A 14,445-nucleotide genomic window follows, 5' to 3' on the forward strand; every position below is an offset into this window, starting at 1 on the left:
GTCCAGTCGCGGGAGGTTGAGCGTGGCTGACATCACACTGGCCCCGAAGGATCGCTCCCCGGCCTCGGTCGAGCTCCTCGACATGGGCGACGCGGACTGGGCACGTCGCACGCTGCTCGTGATCACGGCTGAACCGCGGGCGGCATCGGCCAGCCTGATGCTGCCGTTCACCCGGGCGCGCGTCTCGCGCGACGGGGACCTCCACGACGCGGAGGCGCTTGCCGGAACCTGCTTCGACACCGTGGTCATCGACGGCCCTGCGCTCGGGCCCGTGCGCCGCGACCTCGCCGCGGCCTGGGCCAGCGAGCACGTCCGTCCAGACGGCCGGGTCGTGATTCTCCTGGAGCCCTCCGCCGGCGGATCGGATGCCACGGGTGCGCTCACGGGGCTCGCGTGGCTTGGCGTTGCCACCCTCGACGGTCACCCCTGTGCCGTCCTTCGCCCGGCCGGTGGGGCAGGCCGGCCGAACGCAGCGGAGACGAGGGCTGACATCGCGGGCCGGCTGACGGCCGCGGCCCAGACCTTGCTGGCGATGCCTCAGGCCGGGCGGGCGGGCAGGCCCGCGTCATCCGCCCTCCACCGGGCGAAGAGGGACCGCGAGGACAGCGAGAAGTCCCTGCTTCATCACCTGCGTACGTTGGCGAAGGAGCTCGCCGACGAGCGACGCCTGCGGATCGCGGCCGAAGAGCGGCATCGCGACCTCGAACGCCGACACAGGACGCTGGAGACCCGGTACGCCCGGCTCCGCGACTCCAAGCTTGGCTCGGCGACGGTGCGCTACTGGCAGCTGCGGAAGAACCTCCGCCGGAGGTTGGACGGTTGACGTGAACGTGACACTTCGACAGGTCAGGTCCCACGGTCCTCTGCGGGCGGTGGGCTGGCTGATGCTCGGGATGGGCAGCTGGGTGGTCCTGGTGGCGGGATTCGCGAGCATCACGCGGCCCGGGACCCCGGTCGTCGCCGTACTCCTTGCGTTCGGACCGGTCCTCGGCGGCCTAGTCCACCTGCAGCTTCAGAACCGCGCCCTCCTGCGCCGGCTCGACCGCCTGGCGAAGGCCCAGGTCACGACCACCAAGGACGTCGCCGCCACGAGGCAGCGGCTGGACGCGGTTGCCGACGCGACTGTCAGTCGCACAGTCCTGTCCAAGGTCCTGAAGGACACCGCCAGCGACGTGATCACCCGGACCCGCCGCGGTGTCGCGGTCGACCTGTTGCTCACCTATCGCCAGCTCGAAGCGCTCCAGAACATCTACGCGGTCGCGGGCGTCGACCGGCCGATGCCGCCGACCCGCGGCTGGGCGTCATCACCTGACCTGCTGCTCCTTCTCACCGACCTCGTCGAACGCGCGCGGCCGTCGCTCATCGTCGAATGCGGCAGCGGCACCTCGACGCTGTGGTTCGCCATGGTGCTGCGGCGGTTCGAGATCCCGGGACGGGTGATCGCGCTCGAGCACCAGCAGCAGTTCGTCGACAACCTGCGCGACCGGCTGGACGGGCACGGGCTCGGCGGCCTGGTGGACGTCCGCTACGCCCCACTGGAGCCCGTCCGCGTGGGCGAGGCGGAATTCCAGTGGTACGCCCGCGATGCGTGGAAAGACCTGAAGGACGTCGATCTGCTCTTCGTCGACGGTCCGCCCGGCATCCTGGGTGAGCATGCCCGGCTGCCGGCGCTTCCGCTGCTCGCCGACCACCTGCACCCGGACGGCGTGGTCGTGCTCGACGACATGATCCGTACGGACGAGCAGGAGGTCCTCGCGGAGTGGCTGCGGACCTGCCCGGACTTCACCGCCGAAGAGGTACCCCTGGAGAAGAACGCCGCACTGCTCCGCCGTCGGCGGCCGTCCGGCTCCTGATCGTCGGGCCGCCGCCTGGGGTCTCGGCCGCGGCAGCGCCAGTGCAGCCGGGCGAGAATGACCACGCTGAGCATGCCTGTGATCCCCCGGCGAGGCGTCGACACCTGGCTTGTGGTCGTTCGCCTGGCTGACCAGGCCACGTACCCCGAGCCGTCACCCCGCTGCCGGCTTCCAGGACGGGCGCGCCAGTGCGAATGCCCGAGGCGCCACCCCCGCTGCGGCTTCCAGGACGGGCGCGCCAGGATGGTGGCGTGAGTAGAGCGCATGAAGCCGGTGCCCTCCATGCCGGGGTCGGGCACCGCGGCCCCGCCTGGCTGCGTCCGCCCGAAGACCCCGACGGCCTCGTCGCCGGCCTGTGGCCCCGCAACGTGACCAAGACCTCCGCCGGCGTCCTCGATGTCGCGGGCGTCGCCGTCACCGAGCTGGCCCGCGAGTTCGGCACGCCTGCCTACGTCATCGACGAGGACGACTTCCGCGCCCGCTGCCGGGAGTTCCGCGACGGGTTCTCCGGCTGGCACGTCTACTACGCCGCCAAGGCGTTCCTCTGTGCGGCGATCGTGCGCTGGGTCGCCGAGGAAGGGCTGCGGCTCGACGTCTGCACCGGCGGTGAGCTGGCCGCGGCGCTTCGCGCCGGCTTCCCTCCCGAACGCATCAAGATGCACGGGAACAACAAGTCGCTGTCGGAGCTGGCCCGCGCACTCGACGAGGGCGTCGGCCGGATCGTGGTCGATTCCTACGACGAGATCGACCGGCTCGCCAAGCTCGCCACCGACCGCGGCGTCCGTGCGTCCGTCCTGGTGAGGGTCAAGGTGGGTGTCGAGGCACACACCCACGAGTACATCGCGACCGCCCACGAGGACCAGAAGTTCGGCTTCTCACTCGCCGGGGGCGACGCCGCCCACGCCGTGGAGCGGGTCCTTGCCGAGCCTGCCCTGGAGCTTGCCGGCCTGCACTCGCACATCGGCTCGCAGATCTTCGACACCTCGGGCTTCGAGGTGGCTGCCCGCCGGGTCGTCGGTCTGCACGCGCAGGTCCGCGAACGCCATGGCGTCGAGCTCGCCGAACTCTGCCTGGGCGGCGGCTTCGGCATCGCCTACACCACCCAGGACGACCCGGAGCCGCCGGCACAGCTGGCGGCGGAGCTGGGCGCGATCGTCGAGCACGAATGCCGGGCGTCGGGGATCACCACCCGGCCGCAGCTGTCGATCGAACCCGGACGGGCGATCGTCGGTCCGGCCGTCTTCACGCTGTACGAGGTGGGCACGGTGAAGGTGGTCGAGCTCGACGCGAAGGCCTCGCGTACCTACATCGCGGTGGACGGCGGCATGAGCGACAACATCCGTTCGGCGCTCTACGACGCCGACTACTCCTGCACGCTGGCATCCCGGCGCTCGGTCGCTCCGCCCGTGCTCAGCCGGGTCGTCGGCAAGCACTGCGAGGCCGGCGACATCATCGTCAAGGACGAGTTCCTGCCCGGCGACGTCCACCCTGGTGACCTGCTGGCGGTGCCGGCGACGGGGGCCTACTGCCGGTCGCTGGCCAGCACCTACAACCATGTCCCGCGCCCGCCGGTGGTCGCCGTCCGCGGGGGCGAGGCCCGTCTTGTCGTACGCCGTGAGACGGAGGACGATCTCCTGCGACTCGACGTGTGGTGAGACATAGTCTCGGAGTCCGGACGCCGGAGGCAAGAATCTGCGGCGGTACCCAGACTTGGGTGGTCATGGTGGGCGGTGACGGACGAATGCCACCGACACCTGACCGGGCGGGTCGAGACGCGCAGACGGGCGAAGGGTTGCGGATCGGATGAACGGCGTCGGGCGAGGTGAGCCCCTCAAGGTGGCCCTCCTGGGCTGCGGTGTGGTCGGTACCCAGGTGGTCCGGCTGCTGACCGAGCACCAGGACGATCTCGCCGCCAGGGTCGGCGCGCCGCTCGAACTGGCCGGCATCGCGGTCCGCCGGGCGGGGCGGCGGCGTGATGTGCCGGTGGACCCGAGCCTGTTCACGACGGACGCGGCCGCGCTGGTCAGGCGTACCGACATCGATCTCGTCGTCGAGGTGATCGGCGGCATCGAGCCCGCCCGCTCCCTCATCCTCGGCGCCCTGGAGCACGGTGCCTCCGTCGTCACCGCCAACAAGGCGCTGCTCGCCGAGGACGGGTCCTCGCTGTTCTCCGTCGCGCAGAAGTACGGTGCCGACCTGTACTACGAGGCCGCCGTCGGCGCGGCGATCCCGCTGATCCGGCCGCTGCGGGAGTCGTTGGCCGGCGACCGCGTCACACGCGTGCTCGGCATCGTCAACGGCACCACCAACTACATCCTCGACCGGATGGACGCCGAGGGTGCCGGGTTCGCGGAGGCGCTCGAGGACGCCCAGGCCCTCGGCTACGCCGAAGCCGACCCGACGGCCGACGTCGAGGGGTTCGACGCGGCGGCGAAGGCGGCGATCCTCGCCGGTCTGGCGTTCCACACGAGGGTCACCGCATCCGACGTCCACCGGGAGGGCATCGCCGAGGTGACCGCCACCGACGTTGCCAGCGCGCGGGCCATGGACTGCGTGGTCAAGCTCCTGGCGATCGCGGAGCTGGCACCGGGCGGGGAACAGTTGGGCGTCCGCGTCCACCCGGCGATGATCCCGCGGGCGCATCCGCTCGCCAGCGTCCGTGAGGCGTACAACGCGGTCTTCGTCGAGAGCGCGGCCGCCGGGCAGCTGATGTTCTACGGGTCGGGCGCGGGTGGCGCGCCGACGGCCAGTGCCGTCCTCGGCGATCTCGTCGCCGTCGCGCGCCACCGCGTGCAGGGGGTCACCGGGGTGGGCGAGTCGACCTACGCCCAGCTGGCCGTGAGACCGATGGGGGAGACCCCGACCCGCTACCACATCTCGCTCGACGTCGATGACAAGGCGGGCGTGCTGGCGGCCGTCGCCGACGCGTTCGCCCAGCAGGGCGTCTCGATCCAGACCGTACGCCAGGAAGGCCGCGGCGCGGATGCGCAGCTCGTCGTGGTGACCCACCAGGCGCCCGACCGGGCGCTTGCCGCTACCGTCGATGAACTGGTGAAACTCGGCGTCGTCCGCGAGGTCCTCAGCGTGATGCGCGTCGAGGGCCTCGGCGAGGAGTAGGTGGCGTGGGCGCGGCGACGACTGAGCCGGGCGCCAGGGACAATGACCACGCTGCCCATGCGGGTGTGCCCCTACCAGGTGTCGGTGCCTCGCCCGGGTTCTGCGAGCATGCCTAGCGTGGTCATTTGCAGGACAGGCGGCCGCCCCGGAGTCGCCTGGACGGCCGACTGTACGGCTGAGGAGAGAGAGCCTGATGGCGGAAGTGTCGCGGCTGTGGCGGGGTGTCATCGAGGAGTACCGCGCATGGCTGCCCGTCAGCCCCACGATGCCGGTCGTGACCCTCGGCGAGGGCGGGACCCCGCTGGTGGCGTCCGCCTGGCTCTCTGAGGCAACCGGCTGCGAGGTGTGGGTCAAGGTCGAAGGGGACAACCCGACCGGTTCGTTCAAGGACCGTGGCATGACGATGGCCGTGTCCCGTGCCGCTGATGCCGGCGTCAAGGTGGTCATCTGTGCCTCGACCGGCAACACCAGCGCCTCCGCCGCGGCCTATGCCGTACGTGCGGGTCTGGTGCCGGTCGTCCTCGTCCCGGAGGGACGCATCGCGCAGGGCAAGCTCGCGCAGGCGATCGTGCACCGGGCGCGCCTGGTCCAGGTCAAGGGCAACTTCGACGACTGCCTGAAGCTCGCGCGTGGCCTGTGCGAGCAGTACTCCGCGGTCCTCGTCAACTCCGCCAACCCCGACGGCTACCGGCTGGCCGGTCAGAAGACGGCGGCCTTCGAGATCGTCGACGTCCTCGGCGACGCGCCCGACATCCACGTGCTACCGGTGGGCAACGCCGGCAACATCACCGCCTACTGGGCGGGTTATCAGGAGTACGCCAAAGCCGGACGGGCGCAGCGTCTTCCCCGGATGTGGGGCTTCCAGGCGGCGGGCGCGGCCCCGATCGTGAGCGGAGCGCCGGTGGAGCATCCCGAGACCGTCGCCACCGCGATCCGGGTCGGCAACCCCGCACGGTGGGGAGACGCCGTGGCGGCGCGGGACGAGTCCGGCGGGCGGATCGACGCCGTACCGGACGAGGCGATCCTCGCCGCACAGGCCGGGCTCGCCGCGCGTGACGGGGTGTTCGTCGAGCCCGCGTCGGCGGTGGGCGTCGCGGGCCTGCTCCGGGTGGCAGAAGCGGGCGAACTCGACCGGGGGCAGACCGTGGTGATCACCGTCACCGGGCACGGACTGAAGGATGTCGCCACCCCGCTCGAGGTGGCCGGTGACGTCGGCGCGATCGTCGTACCGCCCGAACCCGACGCCGCGGCCCGCGCGCTCGATCTGGACTGACCGCGGTGGGTGGCGTGCGGTTTCGTGCGGGTCCGATACGCGTCCGGGTGCCGGCGACGAGCGCGAACCTCGGCCCCGGCTTCGACGCATTGGGCCTGGCGCTGGGGATGTACGACGAACTCCAGGTGCGGCCGACCCCCTCCGGACTCACCGTCGAGGTCGTGGGTGAGGGCGCCGCCCTGGTTCCCCGCGACGGGACGAACCTCGTCGTCCGGGCGCTCAGGACGGCGCTGGACGAACTGGGCGGCCAGCCGCCGGGCCTCGCCCTCACGTGTACGAACCGGATCCCGCACGGCCGTGGGATGGGTTCCTCCGCGGCCGCCATCGTCGCCGGGATCGTCGCCGCGCGTGCCCTGGTGTCAGACGGAGGCACAGGACTCGACGATGCGGCCGTGATCGCGCTGGGCTCGGCGCTCGAAGGTCATCCGGACAACGTGGCCGCCTGCGTGCTGGGTGGGCTGACGATCGCATGGACTCCAGCGGGGTCCCGCGCCCGGGCGATCCGGTTGGAGCCGGTCTCGGTGGCACTGGTCGTCTTCGTCCCGGACAGTCCACTTGCGACCGAAACCGCCCGCGCTGCCCTTCCGGACCTAGTGCCCCATGCCGATGCGGCCGTGAACGCCGGCCGGGCGGCACTTCTCGTCGCCGCGCTTGCCGGAGGCCACCCCGCGCTCGCCGGAGGCCGCGCCGCGCCGGCAGAGGTGGACATCGACCTCTTGCTCGCGGCGACCGAGGACCGGCTCCACCAGCCCTATCGGGCGTCAGCCATGCCAGCCTCGGCGGCGCTCGTCGCGGACCTGCGTGCACGGGGGGTCCCAGCCGTGGTGTCAGGCGCCGGACCGTCCGTCCTCGCGTTTGCCCCGTGGGGTACGGCTCACAGGCTGGCAGAGGCGGCACCCACCGGGTTCCGTGCGTACGAGGTCCCTCTCGACCTCGACGGCGCCCGGATCTTGCCTCCGACTGACGGGAATTCATCACCGTGGGAAGATGTTGAGCAGGGTGAGGGAGCCAGGCCCGAGAGATTCTGTTAGGCTCCCTATCGGGCCGGAGCCCTTGTTATGGCCCCTGGTGCCATCTCGCCACGATTCCGGGAAGCGTTTCTTTCGCTGTCATCAGATTTCTGTGGCGTCCCCGTTGAGGCCTGTGCACTCTTTGTGCGCAACAGGCATACAACTGGTGGACCCGGACTCGTCGAGAGCTCGTTCACTCGTGCACATGAGGCACGACTCCAACAGGGAGGACCCGGCAATTTGCCGGCAACGACAAGTCGGCACGCCATCGAAACGGCCGACACCACGCGTGGGAAGGACCTCACGTGACCGAAACCACTGATCTCACCACCGCACCGGCTTCTGACGCCCACGCCGGGGATGCACCCGCTACCGAAGACGGCGGCACCCCGACACGCCGTCGCCGTGCGAGTGGCCTCGCGGGCATGGTGCTCGCAGAACTCCAGCAGGTTGCGCAGGGCCTTGGCATCACGGGTACCGCCCGGATGCGCAAGAGCCAGCTGATCGACGCCATCAAGGCGGCGCAGGCGGCTGGTGGCCAGGCCACCGACGGAGGCTCGGCCTCGGCAGACCGCCCCGCGTCGAAGCGCGACCGCCGGACGCAGTCTGCCGAAGGGCAGACCCAGATCGACATCGCCGACGGCCAGTCGGAGGGTGGCGACGCCACCCGGTCCCGCGGTCGCCGGGCGGACAAGCAGGACAAGCAGAACGGCCAGCAGGCCGACACCGACGGCGACCGTGCCGCCGACCGGGGCGAAGAGGCCGCGGCCAAGGACGGCACCGAAGGCCGGGGCGACAACTCGTCTGAGTCCGGGCGCGACGGTGGGCGCGAGTCTCGCGGCTCGGGCCGCGACGGCGGCCGGGGCGGCCGTGACGGTAGCCGTGACAACAACCGTGACGGCGGCCGGGGCAGCCGCGAGCACAGCAGCCAGAACCAGCGGGACGGCGGCCGCGACAACCGCGACAGCCGCGACGGCGACGACGACGAAGGTGGTCGCGGGCGTCGGCGGAGGCGTTCGCGTGATCGCTTCCGCGATCGCAGGAGTGGTGGCGGACGCAGCGACCGTTACGACGGCGAGCCGCAGGTCAACGAGGACGACGTTCTCATCCCGGTGGCCGGCATCCTCGACGTGCTCGACAACTACGCGTTCGTCCGCACGAGCGGGTTCCTGCCCGGCCCCAACGACGTCTACGTCTCCCTCGCGATGGTCAAGAAGTACGGCCTGCGCAAGGGCGATGCGATGAGCGGCGCCATCCGCCAGCCGCGCGAAGGTGAACGCCGGGAGAAGTTCAACCCGCTGGTCCGTGTGGACACGGTCAACGGTGCCGACCCGGAGCTGTCCAGGCAGCGGCCCGACTTCGGCAAGCTCACCCCGCTGTACCCGCAGGAGCGGCTCCGGCTCGAGACCGAGCCGAACATCCCGACGACCCGGATCATCGACCTGATCGCTCCGATCGGCAAGGGCCAGCGGGCGTTGATCGTGTCGCCGTCCAAGGCCGGTAAGACGCTGATCATGCAGGCGATCGCCAACGCGATCACCCAGAACAACCCCGAGGCCCACCTCATGGTCGTGCTCGTCGACGAGCGGCCCGAGGAGGTCACCGACATGCAGCGGGCGGTCAAGGGTGAGGTCATCGCCTCCACCTTCGACCGGCCGGCCGACGACCACACGACCGTTGCCGAGCTCGCGATCGAGCGGGCCAAGAGGCTGGTCGAGCTGGGCCACGACGTGGTCGTGCTGCTCGACTCGATCACCAGGCTCGGTCGTGCGTACAACCTCGCGGCTCCCGCGAGCGGCCGGATCCTGTCCGGTGGTGTGGACTCGAGCGCCCTGTACCCGCCCAAGCGGTTCTTCGGCGCGGCCCGCAACATCGAGCACGGGGGATCGCTCACCATCATCGCGACTGCCCTGATCGAGACCGGCTCGAAGATGGACGAAGTGATCTTCGAGGAGTTCAAGGGCACCGGCAACATGGAGCTCCGGCTGCGCCGGGAGTACGCCGACAAGCGGATCTTCCCCGCCATCGACGTCGACGCGTCCAGCACCCGGCGCGAAGAGCTGCTCATGGGCAAGGAGGAGCTCGGCATCGTGTGGAAGCTCCGTCGGGTGATGTCGGGGCTCGACGGCCAGCAGGCCCTCGAGCTACTGCTCAACCGGCTCAAGGACACGCGAAGCAACGTCGAGTTCCTGATGCAGATCAACAAGACGATGCCGGGTGCCGGCGGGAACTCCTCGTCGCGCGACGACGACTGACCCGTCCTACATCTGAATCGGTGCACGGACCCGGAGCGGTCCTCGGCAGTCGGCGCGGGAATGCGCCGACTGCCGGGGCCGTTGCTCCGGGTGGCTGAACAGATGGGAAACTACATGCGCTGGCACCGGTTCACGCCCACCCAGCTGGGTGACGGCGACCCGGCGCTCTACAAAAGCGGAGGAAACCTGTGAAGTCTGGCATTCACCCTGACTACATCGAGACGACGGTGACGTGCACGTGTGGCAACGCGTTCACCACCCGCAGCACCGCCCGGAACGGCTCGATCCACACCGACGTGTGTTCGGCCTGCCACCCCTTCTACACCGGCAAGCAGAAGATCCTCGACACCGGTGGTCGCGTGGCCCGCTTCGAGAAGCGGTACGCCAAGGCGCAGTCGAAGGACAAGCAGAACAAGAAGTAGCACCCCAACAGCGCCGGTCGGCGGGGCCCGTTCACGGGTTCCCGCGTGGCCGGCGCTGTCGCGTCCGGGCGCGGTTGACCAGGCTCGGTCGCGCATGCGGGCGAGGGCCGCTGTCCGACCGCGGGCGTCGTTCGTTCATCGTTCTCTCCAGGAGGCATCGTGTTCGAAGCCGTTGAGGCGCTGTTGACCGAGCACGCTGACCTCGAACGCCGCCTCGCCGACCCGGCGATCCACGCCGACCAGGCGACCGCCCGCAAGGTCGGCCGCCGCTATGCCGAGCTGCAGCGCTTGGTCGCGGCCTACGGCACCTGGCGGCAGTTGAACGACGACCTCGAAGCCGCACGGGAACTCGCCGGCGAGGACGCGGGGTTCGCCGAGGAGGCCGAACGCCTGTCAGCGCAGCATTCCGACGCCGAGGAACGCCTGCGCCTGCTGCTCCTTCCCCGCGATCCCCTTGCGGACAAGAACGTTCTGCTCGAGATCAAGGCCGGCGAGGGTGGTGCGGAGTCGGCCCTGTTCGCCGGCGACCTGCTGCGGATGTACGACCGGTACGCCGAACGGCGCGGCTGGCGTACGGAGACCCTCGAGGTCGCCGAGTCCGAGCTCGGTGGGGTCAAGAGCGTGACGCTCGCGGTCAAGGGCAAGGGCGGGGGAGCGACGGGCGGCGAGCTCGACGAGACGCCGTACTCCCGGTTGAGGTTCGAGGGCGGCGTGCACCGGGTGCAGCGGGTGCCGGTTACCGAGTCGCAGGGCCGGATCCACACCTCGGCGGCCGGTGTTCTCGTCCTGCCAGAGGCGGAGGACATCGACGTCGACATCGCGGAGAAGGACCTCCGCATCGATGTGTTCCGTTCCTCCGGGCCGGGTGGGCAGAGCGTCAACACCACCGACTCGGCCGTACGCATCACCCACGTCCCCACCGGCATCGTCGTCTCCTGCCAGAACGAGAAAAGCCAGCTCCAGAACAGGGAACAGGCCCTGCGCATCCTCCGCGCGCGGCTCCTCGCGATCGCCCAGGAGCAGGCGGATGCCGAGACGGCGGCGGCGCGGCGCAGCCAGGTACGCACGGTCGACCGTTCCGAACGGGTGCGGACGTACAACTTCCCGCAGAACCGCATCACCGACCACCGGGTGGGGTTCACGGCGTACAACCTCGACCAGGTACTCGACGGTGAACTCGACCCCGTGATCGGTGCGCTCATCGAGGCGGACCAGGCCGAACGCCTTGCGGCATTGGAGAATCAGCCCGGATGAGCAGGCCCCGCGTGAGCTTGGTGCGTGGCCTGCTCGACCAGGCGGCGGAGCAGCTCGCCGCGACGGGCGTCGCCTCGCCACGCTTCGACGCCGAGGAGCTGCTCGCCCATGTCCTAGGCGTTCCGCGGAGCCGACTGGGCCTGTGTACCGACATGCCGCCGGCGGCTCAGGACCGGTACGCCCACCTGGTCGCCCGCCGGGCTGCCCGCGAACCGCTCCAACATCTCACCGGGAAGGCGCCGTTCCGACATCTGGAGCTCGACGTCGGTCCAGGTGTGTTCGTTCCACGGCCCGAGACCGAGGTGGTGGCAGGTTGGGCGATCGACGCGCTACAGGCGACGAAGCGCACCGGACCACCCGGCGCCACGCTCACCGCCGTCGACCTGTGTACGGGATCGGGCGCGATCGCGGCTTCCATCGCCGGTGAGGTGACCGGTGTCCGCGTCTTCGCGGTCGAACTCGACGATGCCGCTCACGCGTGGGCAGCCCGCAACCTCGCGGGCACGCGCGTCACACTCGTCCACGGCGACGCGGCATCGGCTTTCCGTGAGCTGGACGGCACGGCGGACCTGGTTGTCGCGAATCCGCCGTACATCCCGTTGGAGGCCTACGACGGTGTCGAGCAGGAGGTGCGTGACCACGATCCCGCGCTCGCCCTGTGGTCAGGCGATGACGGGCTCGACGCGATCCGGATGGTCGAGCGGTCCGCGCGACGGCTGCTGCGACCCGGCAGCGGCCTCGTCGTGGTCGAACACGCCGACGTCCAGGGCGAGAGTGCTCCCGCGATCTTCGCCGCCACAGGTCACTGGTCCCGCGTCCGCGACCACACCGACCTCGCCGACCGCCCGCGCTTCGTCACCGCCCAACGGATCCGCCCCTGACCCTGATCATGATGGATTCTCGGCGTATGGCCGACTTTCTCACCGCGCCTGAAGTTTGCGGCGCCACCGGGTGAGGAGATCGCGGAACCACGGCTCCCAGAAGTAGAGGTGCCGCACTGTCACCGAACCCATGTGGCAGGTGCCGGTGACGGTGAGGCGGAGCTGCGCCGTGCTGGCGTACTCCGACGGTGTGTCCGTGCGGACGTGGGTGCTCCCGAAGCTGGTCTTCAGATCGCTCGTGTCGACCTGGGTGCCCGGTGGAACGACGATGGTGACCGAGCCAGCCGATGCGTCGAGGGCAATCTCGACGTCCTGGGACAGCAGTCGCGCCTGGGTGAGGTCGAGCATCGTCGAGCCGGCCTTGCCCTTGACCGAGACCTTCCGGGGCACGACCCACGTGCCGCGACGGGAGACCGACGAACCCACGGCGTGCAGTGTGATCTCCGCCGGCCCGGTGGGGGCGGGCGCCACGGACGTGCCGTCGAGGAGATCGGCGGTGAGCGGAGCGAGTTCGGCGAACGTCTTCGCGGTGTAGGCCGCCGACATCCGCTCCTCGAACTCCGCCAGGTCGAGGCGGCCATCGGAGGCCGCGGCCCGCAGGCGTTCGACCACCGCTTCGCGGTCGGCATCGCCCGCACGGTAGGCCGACCGGTCCGGGAGGTTGTCGCTCACGCGCGTCAGCCTACTGGCGCTTCCTCCCGACATCAGCCCGTACGCCGGCAGCGGTCGACGCGAGCCTCCGCCGGCGTCGTACGTTCGTCAGTGGAGACGAGTTGATCAATGGCGGGACGAACCGGACGGCCACCGCGTCGGCCGACCGATTCGTCCACCGTTGATCGACCTCGGGCCCAGCACGCCGGGCATCGCGTCGTTCCCTCAGCTCGGCATGGCACGATGAGCAACTGTGAGCGAGCGCTACGCATGCAAGGACCGGGACGAACGCACCATCGGCCTGGAGATCGCCGCCTCCGCCATCAGGCGCGGCGACCTCGTGGTCCTGCCGACAGACACGGTTTACGGCATCGCGGCCGACGCCTTCGTCCCTGAGGCCGTCGCCGCCCTGCTTTCGGCCAAGGGACGCGAGCGGTCCATGCCCCCGCCGGTGCTGGTGGGCTCGCTCGGTGCTCTCGACGGCATCGCGACCGACATCCCGGAGTACGGCAGGCGCCTGGTGGAGGAGTTCTGGCCGGGCGCCCTCACCCTCATCTGCCATCAGCAGCCCAGCCTGGTCTGGGACATCGGGGACTCAGGCGACACGGTGGCCGTACGCATGCCCGACGACGAGATCGCGCTCGACCTGCTCAACAAGACCGGACCGCTCGCGGTGAGCAGCGCCAACCGGTCCGGTGACCCGCCGGCGGTGACCTGTGCCGAAGCACAGGACCAGCTCGGTAACAATGTCGCGGTCTACCTCGATGCCGGGCCCACCAGGGGAGCCGTGCCGTCGACCATCCTCGACCTGACCGGACCGACACCGCGGATCCTGCGCTCCGGCGCTGTTTCGATCGAGCGACTGCGTGCCGTCGTTCCGGATCTCGACCTGCGTGTGACACCCTGAGGCCGGCCGGGATGGACCAGCACCTGTGTGACGAGGAGCGACTGCGGCCATGACCACGTTCTCGATCATGTTCGTGTGCACCGGCAACATGTGCCGGTCTCCCATCGCCGAACGCCTGGCCGTCTCCGCCCTGGAGCGCCACCTCGGCGACGCCGCGGGGACGTTCCGGGTCTTCGGCGCAGGTACCGGTACCTATGCCGGCCGGGAGATGACGCCGGAAGCCGCGGCGGTCGTCTCGGCCTACGGTGGGGATCCCGACGGGTTCCGGTCGACCGAGCTCACCGCGGACCTGGTGGGCGCCGCGGACCTGATCCTCACCGCCACCCGGGCGCACCGCAGCGCGGTGGTCACGCTCGACCCGGGCGCGTTGCGCCGAACCTTCACCCTGACCGAGTTCGCGCGTACGACGGCCGCCCTCGCCGACCGGGCACCCGAGCCCGACCTGGCGGTCCTTTCGGCCGCGACGGAGGTCGCTGCCGCCTCGGGCGCGGTGGGAGCGACCAGCCTCGCGGCCACCGACCCGGCAGGCACTGCCGACCGGTTGGCGGCGGCGTCCGAGGCCGAGGGCGACGGGGCGGTCGACGCGTCCCCCACCGATCCGGTCGAGCGGGCCCGTGCCGTGGTGGCAGTGGTCGCCCGCCAGCGCGGTACGGTCCGGCCGGGCACCCCGGACGAGGACGACATCCCCGATCCGATCGGGCGACCCATGGCGGTCTACGAGGCGGCTGGTGCGACGATCTCCCAGGCGGTCGCCACCTCCATCGCCGCCCTCGTGGGTGCCCGCGCATGAACGCCGTACGACGGCCGCGCATGAACGCCGTA

The 14,445-nt window shown here is 70.6% G+C and carries 13 protein-coding genes; 12 read left to right on the forward strand and 1 reads right to left on the reverse strand.

Annotated features, from left to right (window positions below; translation table 11 throughout):
• Positions 1 to 22 precede the first annotated feature (22 nt).
• The 10 genes from ABNF93_RS03255 to prmC all read left to right on the forward strand — a co-directional run bounded on the left by ABNF93_RS03255 (position 23) and on the right by prmC (position 12,065).
• Positions 23 to 823: a hypothetical protein gene (locus tag ABNF93_RS03255; RefSeq protein WP_349326003.1), complete on the forward strand. Its 801-nt coding sequence runs from the start codon at positions 23 to 25 to the stop codon at positions 821 to 823.
• A 1-nt stretch (position 824) separates the two neighbouring features.
• Positions 825 to 1,853 (forward strand): class I SAM-dependent methyltransferase, encoded by a 1,029-nt coding sequence (locus ABNF93_RS03260; protein WP_349326004.1) that lies wholly within the window; start codon positions 825 to 827, stop codon positions 1,851 to 1,853.
• Between the two features lie 251 nt (positions 1,854 to 2,104).
• Complete coding sequence (gene lysA, locus ABNF93_RS03265) at positions 2,105 to 3,508, forward strand: diaminopimelate decarboxylase (protein WP_349326005.1); 1,404 nt, start codon at positions 2,105 to 2,107, stop codon at positions 3,506 to 3,508.
• A gap of 148 nt (positions 3,509 to 3,656) precedes the next feature.
• A complete protein-coding gene (locus ABNF93_RS03270; RefSeq protein ID WP_349326006.1) occupies positions 3,657 to 4,970 on the forward strand; it encodes a homoserine dehydrogenase in 1,314 nt (437 codons plus the stop codon).
• A 193-nt stretch (positions 4,971 to 5,163) separates the two neighbouring features.
• Positions 5,164 to 6,243: a threonine synthase gene (gene thrC / locus ABNF93_RS03275; RefSeq protein WP_349326007.1), complete on the forward strand. Its 1,080-nt coding sequence runs from the start codon at positions 5,164 to 5,166 to the stop codon at positions 6,241 to 6,243.
• 14 nt (positions 6,244 to 6,257) lie between these two features.
• On the forward strand, positions 6,258 to 7,274 hold the full coding sequence (gene thrB, locus ABNF93_RS03280; RefSeq protein WP_349326008.1) for a homoserine kinase: 1,017 nt from the start codon (positions 6,258 to 6,260) through the stop codon (positions 7,272 to 7,274).
• Positions 7,275 to 7,558: 284 nt separating this feature from the next.
• Positions 7,559 to 9,508, forward strand: coding sequence for a transcription termination factor Rho (rho, locus tag ABNF93_RS03285; RefSeq protein WP_349326009.1), 1,950 nt, complete (start codon positions 7,559 to 7,561; stop codon positions 9,506 to 9,508).
• A 188-nt stretch (positions 9,509 to 9,696) separates the two neighbouring features.
• Positions 9,697 to 9,930 carry a 50S ribosomal protein L31 gene (gene rpmE / locus ABNF93_RS03290; protein ID WP_349326010.1) on the forward strand — a complete coding sequence of 78 codons (234 nt, stop codon included), beginning with the start codon at positions 9,697 to 9,699 and terminating at the stop codon, positions 9,928 to 9,930.
• Between the two features lie 159 nt (positions 9,931 to 10,089).
• Entirely contained in the window at positions 10,090 to 11,184 is a 1,095-nt protein-coding gene (prfA, locus tag ABNF93_RS03295; protein WP_502877528.1) for a peptide chain release factor 1, read from the forward strand.
• The gene (gene prmC, locus ABNF93_RS03300; protein ID WP_349326011.1) at positions 11,181 to 12,065 is read left to right on the forward strand and encodes a peptide chain release factor N(5)-glutamine methyltransferase; all 885 of its coding nucleotides are present in this window, start codon (positions 11,181 to 11,183) and stop codon (positions 12,063 to 12,065) included. The genes prfA and prmC overlap by 4 nt, the downstream gene beginning before the upstream one ends.
• A gap of 39 nt (positions 12,066 to 12,104) precedes the next feature.
• On the opposite strand, the gene ABNF93_RS03305 is transcribed toward prmC, so the two are convergent.
• A complete protein-coding gene (locus tag ABNF93_RS03305) occupies positions 12,105 to 12,737 on the reverse strand; it encodes a DUF1707 SHOCT-like domain-containing protein (protein ID WP_349326012.1) in 633 nt (210 codons plus the stop codon).
• A 232-nt stretch (positions 12,738 to 12,969) separates the two neighbouring features.
• On the opposite strand from ABNF93_RS03305, the gene ABNF93_RS03310 reads away from it, so the two are divergent.
• Both ABNF93_RS03310 and ABNF93_RS03315 read left to right on the forward strand, forming a co-directional pair.
• Entirely contained in the window at positions 12,970 to 13,623 is a 654-nt protein-coding gene (locus ABNF93_RS03310) for an L-threonylcarbamoyladenylate synthase (RefSeq protein WP_349326013.1), read from the forward strand.
• A 49-nt stretch (positions 13,624 to 13,672) separates the two neighbouring features.
• Complete coding sequence (locus ABNF93_RS03315) at positions 13,673 to 14,413, forward strand: arsenate reductase/protein-tyrosine-phosphatase family protein (RefSeq protein WP_349326014.1); 741 nt, start codon at positions 13,673 to 13,675, stop codon at positions 14,411 to 14,413.
• The last annotated feature ends 32 nt before the right edge of the window (positions 14,414 to 14,445 follow it).

Origin of the sequence: Actinopolymorpha sp. B9G3 (genome assembly GCF_040120725.1) — a bacterium.
Lineage (GTDB): Bacteria > Actinomycetota > Actinomycetes > Propionibacteriales > Actinopolymorphaceae > Thermasporomyces.